Raw genomic sequence first — 20,104 nt, 5'->3', positions numbered from 1 at the left:
TCAAAAAGGCCAGCAAGCGACTGACCTCTCTCTGTTTATCGTTCGATAATTTGCGATACTTCGTCGCGATTAATCTGCATTTTATTGCCTTCCTGGTCGCGGTAGCTGACCAGACCGGTATCATCGTCGACTTCGGGTTTGCCGTCGGTCAGGATCATTCGACCGTCTTTTGTCGCCATAACGTAATCGCTGCTACAGCCCGATACGGCAAACGCTAAACCGACTGCTGAAACTAACACTGCCCATTTTTTCATCGTTATCGTCCTCATCTGGCGCGTATCAAATCATAGTTTAGTTTTAACCTGATATTGCAACAGGAGGAAGCGGTAAAATCTTAAAAAGCAGTCGATTATGTTTGGGAGCTCGCAAAATAAGTAAAAAACTATGTTTTTAAGAGGAAATGACGTGCCAGGAGTGCGCCGGTGAAATTCTTTTTGAGATAAAAACCGCGCGGCAGCGTCAGTATCGGCTCGCCCTGCGCGCCGATTGCCTCGGTAAGTGCTTTGCTGTTGGCCGCTTTCGGGCGCAGCTGTAATACTTCTCCGTGTCGGGCGGTGATGCGCTCTACCTGCCCAAGCACAATCATGTCCATCAGCTCCTCCCAGTCCAGCCGCAGCTGTTGCTCCTCATCGTCGTTCGGGCTCCAGAGCAGCGGCGCGCCAACGCGACGCTCAGCCAGCGGGATCTGACGCTCACCTTCAACCGGTACCCACAACACGCGCTTCAGCTTGTGGCGAACATGGCTGGTTTCCCACGTCACGCCGGTGTTGCCGGTTAATGGCGCAACGCAGACGAAGGTGGTCTCAAGGGGCTTGCCCTGGCTGTCTATGGGGATGGTTTTTAACTCCACGCCAAGCGCTGCAAAATCCTGCTCGGGTTTGCTCCCTGCGCTGGCACCCAGCCACAGCTCAAGCAGCATGCCGATCCAGCCTTTATCCCGTTTCAGATCCTTCGGGATCTGAAGCCCTGCCATTGACGCCAGCTCGCCAAGCGAAAAGCCTGCCAGACGCTGTGCCTGCTGTAGCAACTGGTCCTCGCTGGACGGCGGTGAGAGCAAGGGTGTAAGCGGATGCATGAAGGTAACCTTTTGATTAAAAAATAAACGAAGAAATTGTCCCCTGTGGATAGAGTTTAACTATTTCTGTACCAATATTCCATGTCTATGATTTATAGGTTTTTTTATTGCTTTTAAATCGTTTCACCAGACCCAGAAAACCGGTTGTTCAAATATGGTCACTGACAATGAACAGGATCTTACACCATGTTATCCACAGAAAAATGGGATAACTGGGCATAACCCTGACTACTGTTTCAATTTACAGCCTTGACGTGCGATGAAAATCGAATTTTCAAACAAATTGTGACTAACTTATTGGCACAATCTGTGGATAAAACCGACGCTGTTCGATCTTTCATCAGCACGACGATCCCTGGTGTGACGATCGTCACGCTATTCTGTTTTTTGTGCATAAAAATACATTTAACTTTATGAAAAATATTGGATTATTTAAATAACGAGAAAGCGTTGGCAAGGCAGGGTTTGAGGTTGTTCATCGGTAATCAGACACTTCTTCACAACTATATCCACAGAAAAGGTGAATAAAATTCCCTTCACTGCCTCTCATCTGTTTATAACTCAGTGCTTATTTGTGAGTTATTCAAATGTTATTAGGTTGCAGCCCTGTAAGAGAGTGGTTTACCGCCTCCCTGTAGTGTGAAACAATCATTCATATATAAGGTTTAGTTTGGGGTAGTCCGGTGATTGATGACGATGGCTACCGCCCGAACGTAGGAATAGTAATTTGTAATCGTCAGGGCCAGGTAATGTGGGCCCGGCGATATGGTCAGCACTCCTGGCAGTTCCCGCAAGGCGGGATCAATCCGGGAGAGTCCCCAGAACAAGCGATGTACCGGGAGCTTTTTGAAGAGGTCGGTTTGAGCCGAAAAGATGTTCGCATCCTGGCTTCGACCCGCAACTGGTTGCGTTACAAGTTACCGAAACGTTTGGTGCGTTGGGACACAAAGCCGGTTTGTATCGGCCAGAAACAGAAGTGGTTTCTGTTGCAGTTGGTGGGCAACGATTCAGACATCAATATGCAAACCAGCAGTACGCCGGAGTTCGATGGCTGGCGCTGGGTGAGCTATTGGTATCCTGTTCGTCAGGTCGTGTCATTTAAACGCGATGTTTACCGTAGGGTGATGAAAGAGTTTGCAAGTGTGGTAATGCAGCTTCAGGAGATCCCGCCTAAGCCGCAGAGCGCACCTGCATGGCGACGTAAAAGAGGTTAAGCTACGCAAATCATGCTCACCCGCTTGCGAGAAATAGTCGAGAAGGTGGCCAGTGCTCCGCGTCTGAACGAGGCGCTGAATATTCTGGTCACTGACATCTGTCTTGCGATGGAAACCGAGGTCTGTTCGGTGTATCTGGCCGACCACGATCGGCGCTGCTATTACCTGATGGCGACCCGTGGTTTGAAAAAACCACGTGGACGCACCGTCACGCTCGCATTTGATGAAGGTATCGTGGGTCTGGTTGGGCGGCTGGCTGAACCCATCAACCTTGCTGATGCGCAAAAACACCCCAGCTTTAAATACATCCCTTCCGTAAAAGAAGAGCGCTTCCGCGCTTTCCTTGGCGTGCCGATTATCCAGCGTCGCCAGCTGCTCGGCGTGCTGGTTGTCCAGCAGCGCGAGCTACGTCAGTACGATGAAAGCGAAGAGTCTTTCCTTGTCACGCTGGCCACGCAGATGGCGGCGATCCTCTCCCAGTCCCAGCTTGCCGCGCTCTTTGGTCAGTATCGCCATACGCGCATTCGTGCCCTTCCGGCATCGCCAGGCGTAGCAATTGCGGAAGGCTGGATGGACGCCACGCTGCCGCTGATGGAGCAGGTTTACGAAGCCTCTACGCTTGATGAAGCGCTTGAGCGCGAGCGTCTTACCGCCGCGCTGGAAGAGGCGGCGAATGAATTTCGTCGTTACAGCAAGCGCTTTGCCGCAGGCGCACAGAAAGAGACGGCGGCCATCTTCGACCTCTATTCGCACCTGCTCTCCGATGCGCGTCTGCGTCGTGAGCTTTTTGCGGAAGTGGATAAAGGCTCGGTCGCAGAGTGGGCGGTTAAGAAGGTCATCGAAAAATTTGCCGACCAATTTGCGGCACTGACCGACGGTTACCTGAAAGAGCGGGCTGGCGATCTCCGCGCCCTGGGACAGCGTCTGCTGTTCCATCTCGATGACACCATTCAGGGGCCGAATGCCTGGCCAAAACGGTTTGTGCTGGTCGCCGATGAGCTCTCGGCAACGACGCTGGCTGAACTGCCTCAGGACAGGCTGGCCGGTGTGGTGGTGCGCGATGGCGCCGCCAACTCGCATGCCGCCATTATGGTGCGCGCGCTGGGTATCCCAACCGTTATGGGGGCCGATATCCAGCCGTCGGTACTGCACCGCCGTACGCTGGTGGTTGACGGCTATCGCGGTGAGCTGCTGGTCGATCCTGAGCCGGTTCTGCTCCAGGAATACCAGCGTCTTATCAGCGAAGAGAATGAATTAAGCAAGCTGGCGGAGGATGACGTTAACCTGCCCGCACAGCTTAAGAGCGGTGAGCGGATCAAAGTCATGCTCAACGCCGGTTTAAGCCCTGAGCATGAAGAAAAGCTTGGCAGCCGCATCGACGGTATTGGCCTGTACCGTACTGAAATCCCGTTCATGCTGCAGAGCGGTTTCCCCTCCGAAGAGGAGCAGGTGGCGCAGTATCAGGGGATGCTGCAGATGTTTAACGACAAACCTGTCACCCTGCGAACCCTGGATGTCGGCGCGGATAAACAGCTGCCCTATATGCCGATCAGCGAAGAAAACCCGTGCCTGGGCTGGCGTGGGATCCGCATTACGCTCGATCAGCCGGAGATCTTCCTGATCCAGGTGCGTGCAATGCTGCGCGCCAACGCGGCGACGGGCAATCTCAGCATCTTACTCCCGATGGTCACCAGCATTGATGAGATCGACGAGTCCCGGCGACTGATCGAACGTGCAGGCCGTGAAGTGGAAGAGATGATCGGCTATGCGATCCCGAAACCGCGGATCGGGGTGATGCTTGAAGTGCCGTCTATGGTCTTTATGCTGCCGCAGCTGGCAAACCGTGTTGATTTTATCTCTGTCGGCACGAACGACCTGACGCAATATATTCTGGCCGTCGACCGTAACAATACCCGTGTCGCCAGTATCTACGACAGCCTGCATCCGGCGATCATTCGCGCGTTAGCAATGATTGCCCGTGAAGCGGAACAGTACGGCATTGATTTACGCCTGTGCGGTGAAATGGCCGGGGATTCAATGTGCGTTGCGATCCTGATTGGTCTGGGATATCGCCATCTGTCGATGAACGGTCGCGCTGTCGCCCGCGTGAAGTACCTGCTGCGGCATATCGACATCAACGATGCCCGCGAGCTGGCTGAACGCAGCCTTGACGCGCAGCTGGCCGCTGAGGTTCGTCATCAGGTCGCGGCGTTTATGGAACGGCGCGGTATGGGCGGCCTGATCCGCGGCGGCCGTTAATCATCTTCCTGCCTCTCCCTCCGGGAGAGGGATCCAGCGCGCATAAAACCCTATACACATCTTTTACATCTCTGGCGCATCCTCCGCGCCCGCCTTGTGCTATGATTCGCAACTTTGGAGCCTCTGCTTACGGCAGAATCGCATTTCTACCGCTGTCCACTTTCAGCGGAATAACAACATCTTGTGGTGACAGATGAACAGTGGTTATCTGCATTTTCCGGAATTTGATCCGGTCATTTTCTCAGTAGGACCTGTTTCGCTTCACTGGTACGGTCTGATGTACCTGGTGGGCTTCATTTTTGCCATGTGGCTCGCTGGCCGTCGCGCCAGTCGTCCGGGCAGCGGCTGGACGAAAAACGAAGTTGAAAACCTGCTGTATGCGGGCTTCCTCGGCGTGTTCCTCGGTGGCCGTATTGGGTACGTGCTGTTCTATAACTTCCCGGTATTCCTGAATGACCCTCTCTATCTGTTCCGCGTCTGGGACGGCGGCATGTCCTTCCACGGCGGCCTGATTGGGGTGATCCTGGTGATGGTGATTTTTGCCAAACGCACCAAACGCAACTTCTTCCAGGTTTCAGATTTTATCGCACCGCTGATCCCGTTTGGTCTCGGCGCTGGTCGTCTGGGTAACTTTATCAACGGTGAGCTGTGGGGCCGCGTCGACCCGAGCGTGCCGTACACGATGCTCTTCCCGGGCTCCCGCGCAGAGGATATCGCGCTGCTGCCATCACACCCGGAGTGGCAGTCCATTTTTGATACCTACGGCGTTCTGCCGCGCCATATGTCTCAGCTGTACGAGCTGGCGCTGGAAGGCGTGGTGCTGTTTATCATCCTCAACCTGTTTATCCGCAAACCGCGTCCGATGGGCGCTGTCTCCGGCCTGTTCCTGATTGGCTACGGCGCATTCCGTATTATCGTCGAGTTCTTCCGTCAGCCTGACGCACAGTTTACCGGCGAATGGGTACAGTACATCAGCATGGGGCAGATCCTCTCCATTCCGATGATTGTCGCGGGTGCCATTATGATGATTTGGGCGTATCGTCGTCGTCCACAGCAACAAATTTCCTGAGGAACCATGAAACAGTATCTTGAATTGATGAAAAAAGTGCTCGACGAGGGCACGCCGAAAAACGACCGCACCGGCACCGGTACGCTCTCCATTTTTGGCCACCAGATGCGCTTCAATCTGCAAGAAGGCTTCCCACTGGTGACGACAAAGCGCTGCCACCTGCGCTCGATCATTCATGAACTGCTCTGGTTCCTGCAAGGCGATACAAACGTTGCGTATCTGCACGAAAATAACGTCTCAATCTGGGATGAGTGGGCAGATGAAAATGGCAACCTGGGCCCGGTTTACGGCAAGCAGTGGCGCGCCTGGCCAACGCCTGATGGTCGCCATATTGACCAGATCACCACCGTGATGAACCAGCTGAAAAACGATCCGGACTCGCGCCGAATCATCGTTTCCGCCTGGAACGTCGGCGAGCTGGATAAAATGGCGCTGGCACCGTGCCATGCGTTCTTCCAGTTCTATGTGGCGGATGGAAAGCTTTCTTGTCAGCTCTACCAGCGCTCCTGTGACGTGTTCCTCGGCCTGCCGTTTAACATTGCCAGCTATGCGCTGTTGGTCCACATGATGGCGCAGCAGTGCGATCTGGAAGTGGGTGATTTTGTCTGGACCGGTGGGGACACCCATCTTTACAGCAACCATATGGAACAGACGCATCTCCAGCTGACTCGCGAACCGCGTGCTCTGCCGAAGCTGATTATCAAGCGCAAACCGGCTTCAATCTTCGACTACCGCTTTGATGATTTCGAGATTGAGGGCTATGACCCGCATCCTGGCATCAAAGCGCCTGTCGCTATCTGATGCGATAAAGCGTGACACAACCGGTGCTGTTTAGCGCCGGTTTTTTTTCGCCTTTATCCCGTTTCCCGAAGCGCTATCCAGAAAGCGTGCAACGCGCTGCAATACTCTCAATTCTCCGGATAACGCCTCGTAAAACGAAGAACCGTCGCTCGTCATGTTCACGGCGCTTCGCCACACTCCCGGTATGAAAAAAGAGAACGGTTTTACGCTTATCGAAACGCTGGTCGCGATTTCGCTTGTCGTTATCCTCAGCGCCTCAGGGCTGTACGGCTGGGACAGCTGGCAGCGGCAGCAGCGGCTGTGGCAAACCGCCAGTCAGGTGCGAGATTACCTGCTGTTTCTGCGCAATCATGCCAACCGCTACAACCGCGACCATCAAATTACCCGTCTGCGGGTGGGAGGCATGGATTGTCTGGTGAGCTCTGCCGCGCAAGGCTGTGAGAAGGGCAGTCCCTTTGTGCTGATACCACTCTGGCCTGAGGTCGCGATCGGCGAGGTAACGCCGTCGCTCGCGTTCTATGGATTAAAGGATACGGCATGGGCTGGGCGGATACGCGTTCAAAGCCGCGCGGGAGAATGGCTGATTATTGTCTCAAATGGAGGACGCATCAGGATGTGTAAGGTCTCTGCGGGAGGTTCATGTCGATGAAGCAGCGAGGTTTCTCACTGACTGAAGTTCTGATTGCAACAGTGATTAGCAGCCTTTTGCTGATAAGCGCATCGCGTTTTTTACCCGGCTTGCAGCGTGCGATCTTAGTGCAATCTGGCCAGAGACAACTGGAGGAAGAGGTCTGGCACCACCTGTTTGCTCTGGGCAAACAGCTCCAGCGTGCGGGGTACTGCGCGGGAAACTGTCAGGGACAGGCACTGGTGACAGCCAGGCAAGGAAGTTGCGTCATTGTGCGGTGGGATGCCAACAGTAACGGCAGCTGGGATAACAGCGCATCAGAAAATGACAGCACCGGTTTTCGACTGGAGTCTGGTGCGCTTGAAACCCAGCGTGGAGCGACCTCATGTGAAGGAAAAGGATGGGAAAAGCTCACGGACCCGGACAGGCTAGCGATCACGCATTTTGTGGTGAGGACAGTTGAACATGCCGGTTTTGCGCCAGAGGTGAATATCGAACTGGCGGCGATTCGTAAAGGCGAGCAGGGGGAACCCTGGCAGGCGTTGTATACGGTCACGGGGTACAACCTGTGAATCGTCAACGCGGAATGTCTTCGCTGGCGCTGGTTCTGCTTTTACTGGTGCTCGGTACCCTTATCCTCACGGGTCTCAATCAGCAGCTCACAACCTTTAGCGCGCTCGTCGGCGGTGAGAGCCGTTCGCTTCAGCAGCAGGCGACGGTGCAGTCCGCGCTTGAGTGGGGACGGGTTCAGAGCTGGTCGTCAGAGCCACAGGTTCAGTGCAAGAAGACTCCTGTGTGGCGAGTGTGTTTGCGCCAGTTGACTGGGGCGCGTGTGCTGCTGATTGCCGGAGACAGCGACCTGCTGCTCTGGCGCTCAGGAGAGATTGTCGACGGGAACGTTCGCTTTTCGCCTCACGGCTGGAGTGATTTTTGTCCCCTTAAGGAGAGCGCGTTATGCCAGCTGCCGTGAACAGAGAAAAAGGGTTTAGCATGGTTGAGGTACTGCTGGCGATGATGCTGCTGGTGATCGTCGTGACTGCTCTGTCGGGTTATCACCGGGCGCTGGCGGCGCGGTTTACCCTGTTTAATCAGTATCGCCAGCTCTGGCACCATGCCTGGAATCAGTCTCAGCTCTCAACAAATGTTCTCCCGGCAGGCTGGCAGGCCAGTCGGGGGCAGACAACGCACGCAGGATGTGTCAGCATCACGGTCACACTTATTTCTCCTCTGGGGCGGCGCGGTGAGATAACGCGTCTGCATTGCCCGGTTAGCCAGTAGTCGGGAGCGTCTATGTTAAGGGTCTACCACTCAAATCGTCTGGATGTGCTGGAAGCGCTGATGGAATTTATCGTTGAGCGCGAGCGGCTTGACGATCCTTTTGAGCCTGAAATGGTGCTGGTGCAGAGCACCGGTATGGCACAGTGGCTGCAAATGTCGCTTTCCCGTAAATTTGGCATAGCCGCAAATATTGATTTCCCGCTCCCCGCGAGTTTTATCTGGGAGATGTTTGTGCGCGTGTTGCCGGACATCCCGGAGCAGAGCGCCTTCAACAAACAAGGCATGAGCTGGAAGCTCATGGCGCTGCTGCCTGAAATGCTGCAGCACGATGAATTCGCCATGCTGCGCCACTACCTCAATGACGATACCGATAAGCGCAAGCTGTTCCAGCTGGCGTCGCGTACCGCCGATCTCTACGACCAATACCTTGTTTACCGTTCTGACTGGTTAATTCGTTGGGAAGCGGGCGAGTTGGTTGAAGGGCTACCGGAGGCGCAAATATGGCAGGCACCGCTGTGGAAAGCACTGGTAGAGCATACGGAGAAACTTGGGCAGCCTAAGTGGCATCGTGCCAACCTGTACGAGCGGTTTATCTCAATACTCGAGAATGCCCCGGAGCGCCCGGCCAGACTGCCATCACGCGTTTTTATCTGCGGGATATCCGCATTACCGCCTGTTTATCTGAAGGCGTTGAACGCGCTGGGTAAACATATTGATATCCATATTTTGTTCACCAACCCTTGCCGACAGTATTGGGGGGATATCCTCGACGAACGCTGGCTTGCGCGGCTGGTAACTCGCCAACGAAAGCGCCTTTTTGAAGAACGTTCCGTCCCGCTGTTTAAAGACGGCTCGACTGCCGGTCAGCTTTTTGATGAAGACGGTATCCAGAACCTGCCCAATCCACTGCTTGCCTCGTGGGGGAAGCTGGGGCGTGACTACATTCACATGCTTTCAGACATCACTTCATCAGGCGAAGGCGACGTGGATGCCTTTGTCGATATTACCCCGGATAGCCTGCTGCATCATATTCAGCTGGATATCCTCGATCTGGAAAACCGTGCCGTGATGGGCGTGACGGCGAACGAATTCGAACGTAGCGACAGCAAGCGCAAGCTGGATGCTGACGATCGCAGCATCACGATCCACGTTTGCCATAGCCCTCAGCGTGAGGTCGAAGTGCTTCACGACCAGCTGCTGGCGATGCTGCAGGACGATCCCGAACTGACGCCCCGCGATATCGTGGTGATGGTGGCGGATATCGACAGCTACAGTCCCTTCATTCAGGCCGTTTTTGGCAGTGCGACGGGCGAGCGATATCTGCCTTACGCTATCTCTGACCGTCGTGCCCGCCAGTCGCATCCGGCACTGCAGGCCTTTATCACTCTGCTTTCACTGCCGGATAGCCGCTTCATCTCCGAAGATGTCCTGGCGTTACTGGATGTTCCCGTGCTGGCTGCACGCTTCAACATCACTGAAGAGGGGCTGCGCTACCTTCGCCAGTGGGTGAATGAATCTGGCGTACGCTGGGGGATCGATGACGATAACGTTCAGGAGTTCGAACTTCCTCCAACCGGGCAGCACACGTGGCGTTTTGGCCTGACGCGTATGCTGCTGGGCTACGCCATGGAGAGCAGCCAGGGCGAGTGGAATGAGGTGCTGCCTTACGATGAGTCCAGCGGGTTAATTGCTGAACTGGTGGGGCATTTAGCGTCACTCCTGATGCAGCTTAACCGCTGGCGACACGAGCTGATGCAGCCGCGTCCGCTTGAAGCGTGGCTTCCGGTTTGTAGGGCATTGCTTAATGATTTCTTCCTGCCAGACAGTGACACCGAAGCGGCAATGGCACTGATTGAAACGCAGTGGCAGGCGATCATCGACGAAGGCGTGAACTCCCACTATCAGGAGGCCATCCCGCTGTCGCTGTTGAGGGATGAGCTGACGCAGCGGCTCGATCAGGAGCGAATCAGCCAGCGTTTTCTGGCTGGCCCCATCAATATCTGCACCCTGATGCCAATGCGTTCTATCCCGTTTAAAGTGGTCTGTCTGCTTGGCATGAACGACGGCGTTTATCCGCGCGCGCTGGCGCCGCTGGGATTCGATTTGATGAGCGCAGATCCAAAGCGGGGCGACCGTAGCCGCCGCGATGATGACCGCTACCTCTTCCTTGAGGCGCTCATTTCCGCCCAGAGTAAGCTCTATATCAGCTATATCGGCCGTTCGATTCAGGACAACAGCGAGCGTTTTCCCTCCGTTCTGGTGCAGGAGCTGGTGGACTATATCGGCCAGAGTCACTATCTGCCGGGGGATGAAGAGCGCAACTGCGATGAAAGCGAGAAGAGGGTGAAATCTCATATCACCTGTTTCCACAGCCGCATGCCGTTTGACCCGGTGAACTACACGCCCAGCGAGCGCCAGAGCTATGCGCAGGAGTGGTTACCGGCAGCGAAAAAGGAGGGGAGTGCGCATACCGATTTCATACAGGAACTTGACCCGCGCCCTGTCGATACCCTGACCTTCGAACAGCTTCAGCGGTTTTGGGCGCATCCGGTGCGCGCCTTCTTCCAGCAGCGATTGCAGGTCAACTTCCGTTCTGAAGAGAGTGAAATTCCTGATGCAGAGCCCTTTACGCTGGAAGGGCTGGAGCGCTACCAGTTAAACCTGCAGCTGTTGAATGCGCTGGTTGAAGAGGAAGATGCGGACAAACTTTACCGCCGCTACCGTGCTGCTGGACAGCTGCCCTATGGGGCGTTCGGGGAAATTGTCTGGGAGGCGCAGCGTCAGGAGATGACCGCCCTGGCAGAGCGCGTAAGAGCGTGCCGACAGCCAGGGAAAAGCATTGAAATCGATCTCAACTGCAATGGTGTACAGCTCACGGGCTGGTTAACCCAGGTTCAGCCGGATGGGCTGCTGCGCTGGCGGCCCTCTATGCTTAGCGTTTCACAGGGTTTGCAACTCTGGCTGGAACATCTTGTCTACAGTGCGGATGGTCATAAAGGTGAAAGTCGGATTTTCGTGCGCAAAGAGGGCGAATGGCGCTTCCCGCCGATGGAGTCTGAGCAGGCGTTACGGTATCTGTCTTTGTACATTGAGGGCTACCGTCAGGGAATGAACAAACCGCTCCTGGTACTGCCGGAAAGTGGCGGGGCCTGGATAAAAGCCTGTTATGACGCACAGAATGATGCGATGTTAACGGATGAGGCGTCACTGCAGAAAGCGCGCAGTAAATTTATGCAGGCCTACGAAGGAAACATGATGGTGCGGGGCGAAGGTGAAGATGTCTGGTATCAGCGCTTATGGCGAACGCTTGAGCCAGAGTACTTTGAGGCCATCACGGAAGAGGCGCAGCGCTACCTGCTGCCGTTGTTTAAATTTAATCAGTCCTGAGTGCTGTATAAAAATTGCGCAGCATGGGGTGTTCATTTATGATGCACTTCTTATCACGGACTGATGTACCCAATAAAGAGATGTTGGCGTGTCCAGCACGCAATGTGTTAATGATGTAGCCGTGATAAAGAGGTAGCACCTTGTTTAAAGCGTTTGTTTTGTTTTTTGCCCTCTGGGTACCTGTCACTCAGGCAGACTCCGGTTGGCAACCCGTTCAGGAAACTATTCGTAAAAGCGAAAAAGATACCCGTCAATATCAGGCTATTCGTCTTGATAACGGCATGACCGTGCTGCTGGTTTCCGATCCTCAGGCGGTGAAGTCCCTCTCGGCATTAGTGGTGCCGGTTGGATCGCTGGAAGATCCTGACGCGCATCCTGGGCTTGCACACTATCTGGAACATATGACGCTGATGGGGTCAAAAAAATACCCGCAGCCAGATAGCCTGTCCGAATTTTTGAAAATGCATGGCGGCAGCCACAATGCCAGTACGGCACCGTACCGCACGGCCTTTTATCTTGAAGTCGAAAATGATGCGCTGGAAGGCGCGGTCGATCGCCTTGCTGATTCCATCGCCGCCCCCCTGCTGGATAAAAAATATGCCGACCGTGAACGCAATGCCGTCAATGCTGAGTTGACCCTTGCCCGCACGCGAGACGGTATGCGCATGGCCCAGGTCAGCGCCGAAACCATCAACCCTGCGCACCCGGGTTCGCGCTTTTCCGGCGGTAACCTGGAGACGTTGAGCGACAAACCGAACAGCCCGGTGCTTGATGCCCTGCACGCGTTTCGCGATAAATACTACTCCGCCAACCTGATGAAAGCGGTCATCTACAGCAATAAACCGTTGCCAGAACTGGCAGGCATGGCGGCTAAAACGTTTGGTCGGGTGCCGAATAAAAATATCGACCTGCCGCAGATAGACGTACCGGTGGTCACGGACGCGCAAAAGGGCATTGTGATCCACTACGTGCCTGCGCTGCCGCGCAAAGTGCTGCGCGTGGAATTCCGCATCGATAACAACACCGCACAGTTTCGCAGTAAAACCGATGAGCTGGTGACCTACCTGATAGGTAACCGTAGTCCGGGTACGCTTTCTGACTGGCTGCAAAAACAGGGGCTGGTGGAAGGTATTCGCGCCGACTCCGATCCGGTTGTGAACGGCAATAGCGGCGTGCTGGCGATCTCCGCCACCCTGACCGACAAGGGCCTGGCAAACCGTGATGAAGTGGTAGCGGCGATCTTCAGCTACCTCTCTTTACTGCGTGAGAAAGGCGTCGATAAGCGCTACTTTGATGAGCTCGCACACGTGCTGGATCTCGATTTCCGTTACCCGTCCATTACCCGCGACATGGATTACGTTGAGTGGCTGGCGGATACCATGATCCGCGTGCCGGTGGAGCACACCCTCGATGCGGTCAATATTGCCGACCGGTATGATGCCGATGCGGTGAAAGCCCGCCTGGCGATGATGACGCCGGAGAATGCCCGCATCTGGTACATCAGCCCGAACGAACCGCATAACAAGACGGCGTATTTTGTCGATGCCCCTTATCAGGTAGACAAAATCAGCGCGCAGACCTTCGCCGACTGGCAGAAGAAGGCCGGGGAGATTGCGTTGAAGCTGCCGGAGCTGAACCCCTATATTCCGGATGACTTCTCGCTGACCAAAACGACTCAAGATTACCCGCACCCGGCGCTAATCGTTGATGAGCCTACCCTGCGCGTGGTGTATACCCCTAGCCGCTATTTCGCAAGCGAGCCAAAGGCCGATGTCAGCGTGGTGTTGCGTAACCCGAAAGCAATGAACAGCGCTAAAAATCAGGTGATGTTCGCGCTCAATGACTATCTCGCCGGGATTGCGCTCGATCAGCTCAGCAACCAGGCGGCCGTGGGCGGCATCAGTTTTTCTACCAACGCCAACAACGGTTTGATGCTCAATGCAAACGGCTATACCCAGCGTTTGCCTCAGCTGTTCCAGGCACTGCTGGAGGGTTATTTCAGCTATACGCCAACGGAAGAGCAGCTTGAGCAGGCCAAATCGTGGTATGCGCAGATGATGGATTCTGCGGAGAAGGGCAAAGCTTACGATCTGGCGCTTATGCCGGCGCAAATGCTGTCGCAAGTTCCTTATTTCCAGCGAGAAGACCGCCGCGCGCTGTTGCCTTCGATCACCTTAAAAGACGTGCTGGCTTACCGTGACGCGCTGAAAACCAACACGCGCCCGGAGTTCCTGATCGTCGGCAACATGAGTGAGGATCAGGCCAAAACCCTGGCAGAGAATGTACGCGCTCAGCTCGGTTCGAAAGGCGACGAGTGGTGCCGCAACCAGGACGTGCTGGTTGAGAAAAAACAGAATGTGATTTTTGAAAAGGCGGGTAACAGCACGGATTCCGCGCTGGCCGCGGTATTTGTGCCAACGGGCTATGATGAATTCGCCAGCTCGGCGCAGAGTGCCGTGCTGGGGCAAATTATTCAGCCGTGGTTCTACAACCAGTTACGCACAGAGGAGCAGCTTGGCTACGCGGTGTTTGCCTTCTCCATGAACGTAGGCCGACAGTGGGGGCTGGGTTTCCTGCTGCAAAGCAGCGATAAACAGCCGGCGTATCTCTGGAAGCGTTACCAGGCCTTCTTCCCGCAGGTGGAAGCAAAACTCCGCGCCATGAAGCCGGAAGAGTTTGCGCAGATCCAGCAGGCCGTCATCGCACAGGTGATGCAGCCGCCGCAGACGCTGGGTGAAGAAGCCTCGCAGCTGAGCAAAGATTTCGATCGCGGTAATCTGAAATTTGATTCGCGTGATAAAGTAGTGGCCGAGATAAAACAGCTGACGCCGCAGAAGGTTGCCGACTTCTTCCATCAGGCGGTCATTAAGCCGCAGGGTATGACCATTCTGTCCCAGGTTTCCGGTAGCCAGAACGGGAAAACGGAGTACGTGAACCCGAAAGGCTGGAAAGTCTGGAAGAGCGTCAGCGCGCTGCAGCAATCTATGCCCTGGAGTAAGAAAGAATGACCGATACCGCTGAGTCCCTTGATCCCTTACGTTTACCTCTGCAGGGTGAACGATTGATTGAAGCCTCAGCGGGAACGGGAAAAACCTTCACCATTGCCGCCCTGTACCTGCGTCTGCTGCTGGGGCTTGGCGGCAACGCCGCTTTTCCACGCCCTTTGAGCGTGGAGGAGCTGCTGGTGGTCACCTTCACCGAGGCTGCCACCGCTGAGCTGCGGGGCCGTATTCGCAGCAATATCCACGAGCTGCGCATCGCCTGTCTGCGTCAGAGCACGGATAACCCTCTCTACGCGAGCCTTCTGGAAGAGATTGCCGATAAGCAACAGGCAGCCCAGTGGCTGCTCCTCGCTGAACGGCAGATGGATGAAGCGTCCGTCTTCACCATTCACGGTTTTTGCCAGCGTATGCTGAGCCTGAATGCATTTGAATCCGGAATGCTGTTTGAACAGCAGCTCATTGAAGATGAATCCGTGCTTCGCTATCAGGCCTGCGCGGATTTCTGGCGTCGCCACTGCTACCCGTTACAGCGCGATATCGCCGAAGCGGTACATGCGCTGTGGAAGGGCCCGGAGGCGCTGCTGCGTGCTATCGATCGTTATCTGCAGGGTGAAGCGCCGGTCATCAAATCCCCGCCGCCAGCGGATGAAACCCTGGCCTCACGGCATGAAAAAATCATCGCGCAAATTGCCGACATCAAGCAAAAATGGATTGAGTCCGTTGGCGAGATTGACGCAATCATCGAAAATTCCGGGATTGACCGACGCAAGTTTAACCGTGGCAATCAGGGTAAATGGATCGACAAGATCAACGCCTGGGCGCAGGAAGAGACGCGAGGCTACCAGCTCCCGGACGCGCTGGAGAAATTCTCCCGGAGTTTCCTGGTTGAGCGGACCAAAGCCGACGGCATTGTGCCTGAGCATCCTCTGTTTGTGGCGATTGAAACCCTGCTGGCTGAGCCTTTAACGCTCAACGATCTGATGATTACCCGCGCCATGACGGAAATTCGCGACGCCGTCGCGCGTGAGAAACGCCGCCGGGGTGAGCTGGGGTTTGACGACATGCTGAGTCGCCTCGATGCGGCGCTGTGCAGTGAAAATGGCGAAGCGCTTGCCGCCGCGATCCGGACCCGCTTCCCGGTGGCGATGATTGACGAATTTCAGGATACCGACCCTCAGCAATACCGCATTTTCCGCCGTATCTGGCGCCAGCAGCCCGGTACAGCGCTGTTGTTAATCGGCGATCCGAAACAGGCCATCTACGCCTTCCGCGGTGCGGATATTTTCACCTACATGAAAGCCCGTAGCGAAGTTGACGCGCACTACACTCTCGATACTAACTGGCGCTCCTCTCCCGGCATGGTGGAAAGCGTCAACGCGCTCTTCAGCCGCATGGATACGGCGTTTATGTTCCGGGAGATCCCGTTTCAGCCGGTAAAGTTCGCCGAGAAAAATGCCTCGTTGCGCTTCGAGTTCAACGGCGAGACGCAGCCCGCCATGAACTTCTGGCTGCTGGACGGGGAAGGCTACGGCGTTGCCGACTATCAAAATGCCATGGCCCAGCACTGTGCCGCGCAAATCCGCGACTGGCTCAGTGCGGGCGCGCACGGTAAGGCGCTGCTGTGGAAGGGGGATAAACCTGCCCCGGTAAAGGCATCCGATATCACGGTGCTGGTGCGCAGCCGTCAGGAGGCAGCACTCATCCGCGACGCCCTGACGTTACTGAATATTCCCTCCGTCTACCTCTCAAACCGCGACAGCGTCTTTGAAACGCTGGAAGCGCAGGAGATGCTATGGCTGCTGCAGGCCGTGCTGGCTCCGGAGCGGGAAAGCACGCTGCGTAGCGCACTGGCGAGCGCGATGCTCGGGCTGAACGCGCGGGATATTGATGCGCTCAACAATGACGAAGCCGCGTGGGATGCCGTGGTAGAAGAGTTTGTTCGCTATCGCGAAAAATGGCAGAAGCGTGGAGTCATGGCGATGGTGCGCGAGCTCATGGCACAGCGCCACATTGCGGAAAATATGCTGGCGACAGCAGGCGGCGAGCGCCGTTTGACCGATATTTTACATATCAGTGAACTGCTGCAGGAAGCCGGTACGCAGCTGGAGAGCGAACACGCCCTCGTGCGCTGGCTGGCGCAGCAGATTGCCGATCCGAACAGTAATTCGTCCAGCCAGCAGATGCGCCTTGAGAGTGATAAACATCTGGTGCAGATTGTCACCATTCACAAGTCGAAAGGCCTGGAATATCCGCTAGTCTGGCTGCCGTTTATCGCCAATTATCGCGTGCAGGATCAGGCCTTTTACCACGATCGCGAATCTTTTGAGGCGGTGCTCGATCTCAGCAACGCGGAGTCCAGCGTTGAGCTGGCTGAAGCCGAGCGTCTGGCGGAAGACCTGCGCCTGCTTTACGTGGCGCTGACCCGTTCGGTCTGGCACTGCAGCCTGGGCGTTGCGCCTCTGTTCCGTCGCCGTGGCGAAAAGACCGGGGAGAGCGATTTTCATCTGAGCGCGCTAGGGAGGCTTATTCAGCACGGTGAACCCAAAGACGCGGCGGGCCTGCGCCAGTGCATCGAATCTCTTTGCACAGAGCATGTTGCCCTGCATATTCCGTCGCAGCCCGACAACAGCCGCTGGCAGATGCCGGAGCTGCGTGACTCACAGCTTCATGCCCGCCAGGTTGTACGTACTATTGCCGACGACTGGCGGGTCACCAGCTACTCCGGTTTGCAGCAGCACGGGCAGAGTATTGCGCAGGATCTGATGCCAAAACTGGACGTGGATGCCGCAGGAGCCGGTAGCGTACCTGTTGAGCCGGTGCTCACGCCGCACCAGTTCCCGCGCGGCGCCTCGCCGGGCACGTTTTTGCACAGCCTGTTTGAAGAGCTGGATTTTACCCAGCCGGTTTCCGAAGAGTGGGTACTGAAGATGTTACAGAGTGGCGGCTACGACGCGCAGTGGCAGCCGGTTCTCACCGACTGGATCCGCGCGGTACTGCGCGCGCCGCTCACGACGCAGGGGATCTCGCTGAACCAGTTGACCGGCAAAGACAAGCAGGTGGAGATGGAGTTTTATCTTCCCATCGCCAGCCCGCTCAGGGCCGAGGCGCTTGATGCCCTGATCCGCGAGTACGATCCGTTATCCGCCGGGTGCCCGCCGCTGAACTTCCGCCAGGTGCAGGGGATGCTCAAAGGCTTTATCGACCTGGTTTTCCGCCACGAAGGGCGCTACTACCTGCTGGATTACAAATCAAACTGGCTGGGTGAAAGCAGCGAAGCCTACACCCAGGACGCGATGGCCTCGGCAATGCAAATGCATCGCTACGATCTGCAGTACCAGCTTTACACCCTTGCGCTGCACCGGTACCTGCGCCATCGCATGGCCGATTACCGCTACGACGCGCATTTTGGTGGCGTCATTTACCTGTTCCTGCGCGGAGTGGATGCTAACGACCCGCGTTCCGGCGTCTTTAGCACGCGTCCGTCTGCGGAACTGATTGAAAAAATGGATAACCTGTTTGCTGCAAGCACGGAGGAGGTGGCATGACGATGCAGGCGCTACTGCTGGACGCGGTTGAACAACGATTACTGCGCCACCTGGATGTGCAGTTCGCCATGATGGTGGCAGGCGAGGAGCCTGCCGTCATGCTGGCCGCGGCCATTCTGAGCAAAGACGCGGGGGAAGGGCACGTATGTCTGCCGCTGTCGCGTCTGGCGGTGGATGAGAAAATGCCTCCGGCTTTACAGGCGTGTTTCGCGCTGCTGGGTGACGCAGTGGACTGGCAGGGGATATTACTCGGCTCGCCTGCCGTAAGCGGAGCCGATACCGGGACGCCAATGATTCTGGTCGGCGAGCGTTTGTATCTTAACCGGCTGTGGCGTAACGAACTGACGGTAGCGCGCTTCTTCAGCGAGACCAACGCCCCTCTTCCCTGCGATGAAGCGCAGCTCCGGCAAACGCTGGATACGCTGTTTACCTCTGACGACGCGACAGACTGGCAGAAAGTGGCGGCAGCCGTGGCCTTGACGCGACGGATCTCGGTGATTTCTGGCGGCCCGGGCACCGGGAAAACGACCACAGTGGCAAAACTGCTTGCCGCGCTGATTCAGCTATCGGGTGAGCAAAAGTGCCGAATTCGCCTGGCGGCCCCCACCGGTAAAGCGGCGGCACGTTTGACTGAATCGTTAGGCGGCGCGCTGCAAAAACTGCCCCTAACCGGGGATCAGCTTGCGCTTTTCCCCAATGAAGCCAGCACGCTGCACCGTTTGCTAGGCGCACAGCCGGGTAGCCAGCGTTTGCGCTATCATGCTGGTAACCCGCTGCACCTTGATGTTCTGGTGGTGGATGAAGCGTCGATGATTGACCTGACGATGATGTCGCGTTTGATCGATGCGCTACCGCCGCACGCGCGCGTCATTTTCCTCGGCGATCGCGACCAGCTTGCCTCCGTAGAGGCGGGGGCCGTGCTGGGGGATATCTGCACCTATGCCAGCCTGGGATATACCGCGGAACGCGCGCAGGAGTTAGCCCGTCTCACCGGATGTTCGCTCACCTCTGAAAACCATTCGCTGGCAGGGGCGCTGCGCGACAGCCTGTGTCTGCTGCAAAAAAGCTACCGTTTCGGCAGCGACTCCGGCATCGGCCAGCTTGCGGCGGCGGTGAACCGGGGCGACCGGCGCACCACCACTGCGGTGTTTGACGGTACCTTTACGGATATTGAGAAAAAATCGCTGCAAAGTGGGGAAGAGTATCAGGCGATGCTTGATGACGCCCTGCAGGGGTACCAGCACTTTCTGACGGGCGTACAACAGCAAAGTACGCCGGAGCAGGTCATTGCCGCGTTTGGCGAGTATCAGCTGCTCTGTGCGCTGAGGGAAGGCCCCTTTGGCGTCCGGGGTCTGAACGACAGGCTGGAACAGCTGCTGGCGCAAAAACGCAAAATTAACCGTACCCCGCACTCGCGCTGGTATGAAGGGCGACCGGTGATGATCTCCCGCAACGACAGCGCGCTGGGATTGTTTAACGGGGATATCGGGATTGCGCTCGACTGCGGTCAGGGCCTGCGCGTCTGGTTCCAGATGCCGGACGGGACCGTGAAGTCCTTCCAGCCGAGCCGTTTGCCCGAGCATGAAACCGCATGGGCAATGACGGTGCATAAATCCCAGGGCTCCGAGTTTAACCATGCGGCGCTGATCCTGCCCACGCAGCTTTCACCCGTCATTACCCGCGAGCTGATCTATACCGCCATTACGCGCGCGCGACAGCGCCTGTCGCTCTATACCGATGAACGGGTGCTGGTGCAGGCGATTGCCACCCGCACGGAACGACGAAGCGGGCTGAGCGCGATATTTGAGTCACTCTGAACGAAAGCCCTCGCCGGACGGTGAGGGCG

At 56.2% G+C, this 20,104-nt stretch carries 14 protein-coding genes; 12 read left to right on the top strand and 2 right to left on the bottom strand.

The window, feature by feature from the left end:
• Nucleotides 1–35: 35 nt before the first annotated feature.
• Both ACMGGX_RS05615 and mutH read right to left on the bottom strand, forming a co-directional pair.
• The gene (locus tag ACMGGX_RS05615) at nt 36–254 is read right to left on the bottom strand and encodes a YgdI/YgdR family lipoprotein (protein ID WP_008499668.1); all 219 of its coding nucleotides are present in this window, start codon (nt 252–254) and stop codon (nt 36–38) included.
• 128 nt (nt 255–382) lie between these two features.
• A complete protein-coding gene (mutH, locus tag ACMGGX_RS05610) occupies nt 383–1,075 on the bottom strand; it encodes a DNA mismatch repair endonuclease MutH (RefSeq protein WP_420298149.1) in 693 nt (230 codons plus the stop codon).
• Nucleotides 1,076–1,758: 683 nt separating this feature from the next.
• On the opposite strand from mutH, the gene rppH reads away from it, so the two are divergent.
• The 12 genes from rppH (at nt 1,759) to recD (ending at nt 20,075) form a co-directional block, all read left to right on the top strand.
• Nucleotides 1,759–2,289 carry an RNA pyrophosphohydrolase gene (gene rppH, locus ACMGGX_RS05605; RefSeq protein WP_013098553.1) on the top strand — a complete coding sequence of 177 codons (531 nt, stop codon included), beginning with the start codon at nt 1,759–1,761 and terminating at the stop codon, nt 2,287–2,289.
• A gap of 12 nt (nt 2,290–2,301) precedes the next feature.
• Nucleotides 2,302–4,548 (top strand): phosphoenolpyruvate--protein phosphotransferase, encoded by a 2,247-nt coding sequence (gene ptsP / locus ACMGGX_RS05600; RefSeq protein WP_023309047.1) that lies wholly within the window; start codon nt 2,302–2,304, stop codon nt 4,546–4,548.
• Between the two features lie 193 nt (nt 4,549–4,741).
• The gene (gene lgt / locus ACMGGX_RS05595) at nt 4,742–5,617 is read left to right on the top strand and encodes a prolipoprotein diacylglyceryl transferase (protein WP_023309046.1); all 876 of its coding nucleotides are present in this window, start codon (nt 4,742–4,744) and stop codon (nt 5,615–5,617) included.
• A gap of 6 nt (nt 5,618–5,623) precedes the next feature.
• Nucleotides 5,624–6,418: a thymidylate synthase gene (gene thyA / locus ACMGGX_RS05590; RefSeq protein ID WP_014885081.1), complete on the top strand. Its 795-nt coding sequence runs from the start codon at nt 5,624–5,626 to the stop codon at nt 6,416–6,418.
• A 184-nt stretch (nt 6,419–6,602) separates the two neighbouring features.
• Nucleotides 6,603–7,067 carry a prepilin peptidase-dependent protein gene (locus ACMGGX_RS05585; RefSeq protein ID WP_029740488.1) on the top strand — a complete coding sequence of 155 codons (465 nt, stop codon included), beginning with the start codon at nt 6,603–6,605 and terminating at the stop codon, nt 7,065–7,067.
• Nucleotides 7,058–7,618: a prepilin peptidase-dependent protein gene (locus ACMGGX_RS05580; RefSeq protein ID WP_420298148.1), complete on the top strand. Its 561-nt coding sequence runs from the start codon at nt 7,058–7,060 to the stop codon at nt 7,616–7,618. Before ACMGGX_RS05585 ends, ACMGGX_RS05580 begins: the two co-directional genes overlap by 10 nt.
• Nucleotides 7,615–8,016, top strand: coding sequence for a DUF2509 family protein (locus ACMGGX_RS05575; protein WP_348561819.1), 402 nt, complete (start codon nt 7,615–7,617; stop codon nt 8,014–8,016). The genes ACMGGX_RS05580 and ACMGGX_RS05575 overlap by 4 nt, the downstream gene beginning before the upstream one ends.
• Nucleotides 8,001–8,324, top strand: coding sequence for a prepilin-type N-terminal cleavage/methylation domain-containing protein (locus ACMGGX_RS05570; protein WP_023309042.1), 324 nt, complete (start codon nt 8,001–8,003; stop codon nt 8,322–8,324). The genes ACMGGX_RS05575 and ACMGGX_RS05570 overlap by 16 nt, the downstream gene beginning before the upstream one ends.
• A gap of 12 nt (nt 8,325–8,336) precedes the next feature.
• On the top strand, nt 8,337–11,711 hold the full coding sequence (gene recC / locus ACMGGX_RS05565) for an exodeoxyribonuclease V subunit gamma (protein ID WP_420298147.1): 3,375 nt from the start codon (nt 8,337–8,339) through the stop codon (nt 11,709–11,711).
• 140 nt (nt 11,712–11,851) lie between these two features.
• A complete protein-coding gene (gene ptrA / locus ACMGGX_RS05560; RefSeq protein ID WP_181593785.1) occupies nt 11,852–14,719 on the top strand; it encodes a pitrilysin in 2,868 nt (955 codons plus the stop codon).
• Complete coding sequence (gene recB / locus ACMGGX_RS05555) at nt 14,716–18,258, top strand: exodeoxyribonuclease V subunit beta (protein ID WP_420298146.1); 3,543 nt, start codon at nt 14,716–14,718, stop codon at nt 18,256–18,258. Before ptrA ends, recB begins: the two co-directional genes overlap by 4 nt.
• Nucleotides 18,255–20,075, top strand: coding sequence for an exodeoxyribonuclease V subunit alpha (gene recD / locus ACMGGX_RS05550; protein ID WP_420298145.1), 1,821 nt, complete (start codon nt 18,255–18,257; stop codon nt 20,073–20,075). The genes recB and recD overlap by 4 nt, the downstream gene beginning before the upstream one ends.
• Nucleotides 20,076–20,104 lie beyond the last annotated feature (29 nt).

Origin of the sequence: Enterobacter sp. BNK-29, from assembly GCF_048684785.1 — a bacterium.
Lineage (GTDB): Bacteria > Pseudomonadota > Gammaproteobacteria > Enterobacterales > Enterobacteriaceae > Enterobacter > Enterobacter cloacae_M.
Note: the sequence above shows the minus strand (reverse complement) of the source record. Positions and strands in the feature narration are given on the sequence as shown.

What these genes read in the sequence shown, in the direction of transcription:
- ACMGGX_RS05615 (WP_008499668.1), bottom strand. Translation starts at nt 254, where the DNA reads ATGAAAAAATGGGCAGTGTTAGTTTCAGCAGTCGGTTTAGCGTTTGCC.
- mutH (WP_420298149.1), bottom strand. Translation starts at nt 1,075, where the DNA reads ATGCATCCGCTTACACCCTTGCTCTCACCGCCGTCCAGCGAGGACCAG.
- ptsP (WP_023309047.1), top strand. Translation starts at nt 2,302, where the DNA reads ATGCTCACCCGCTTGCGAGAAATAGTCGAGAAGGTGGCCAGTGCTCCG.
- lgt (WP_023309046.1), top strand. Translation starts at nt 4,742, where the DNA reads ATGAACAGTGGTTATCTGCATTTTCCGGAATTTGATCCGGTCATTTTC.
- thyA (WP_014885081.1), top strand. Translation starts at nt 5,624, where the DNA reads ATGAAACAGTATCTTGAATTGATGAAAAAAGTGCTCGACGAGGGCACG.
- ACMGGX_RS05585 (WP_029740488.1), top strand. Translation starts at nt 6,603, where the DNA reads ATGAAAAAAGAGAACGGTTTTACGCTTATCGAAACGCTGGTCGCGATT.
- ACMGGX_RS05580 (WP_420298148.1), top strand. Translation starts at nt 7,058, where the DNA reads ATGTCGATGAAGCAGCGAGGTTTCTCACTGACTGAAGTTCTGATTGCA.
- ACMGGX_RS05570 (WP_023309042.1), top strand. Translation starts at nt 8,001, where the DNA reads ATGCCAGCTGCCGTGAACAGAGAAAAAGGGTTTAGCATGGTTGAGGTA.
- recC (WP_420298147.1), top strand. Translation starts at nt 8,337, where the DNA reads ATGTTAAGGGTCTACCACTCAAATCGTCTGGATGTGCTGGAAGCGCTG.
- recB (WP_420298146.1), top strand. Translation starts at nt 14,716, where the DNA reads ATGACCGATACCGCTGAGTCCCTTGATCCCTTACGTTTACCTCTGCAG.
- recD (WP_420298145.1), top strand. Translation starts at nt 18,255, where the DNA reads ATGACGATGCAGGCGCTACTGCTGGACGCGGTTGAACAACGATTACTG.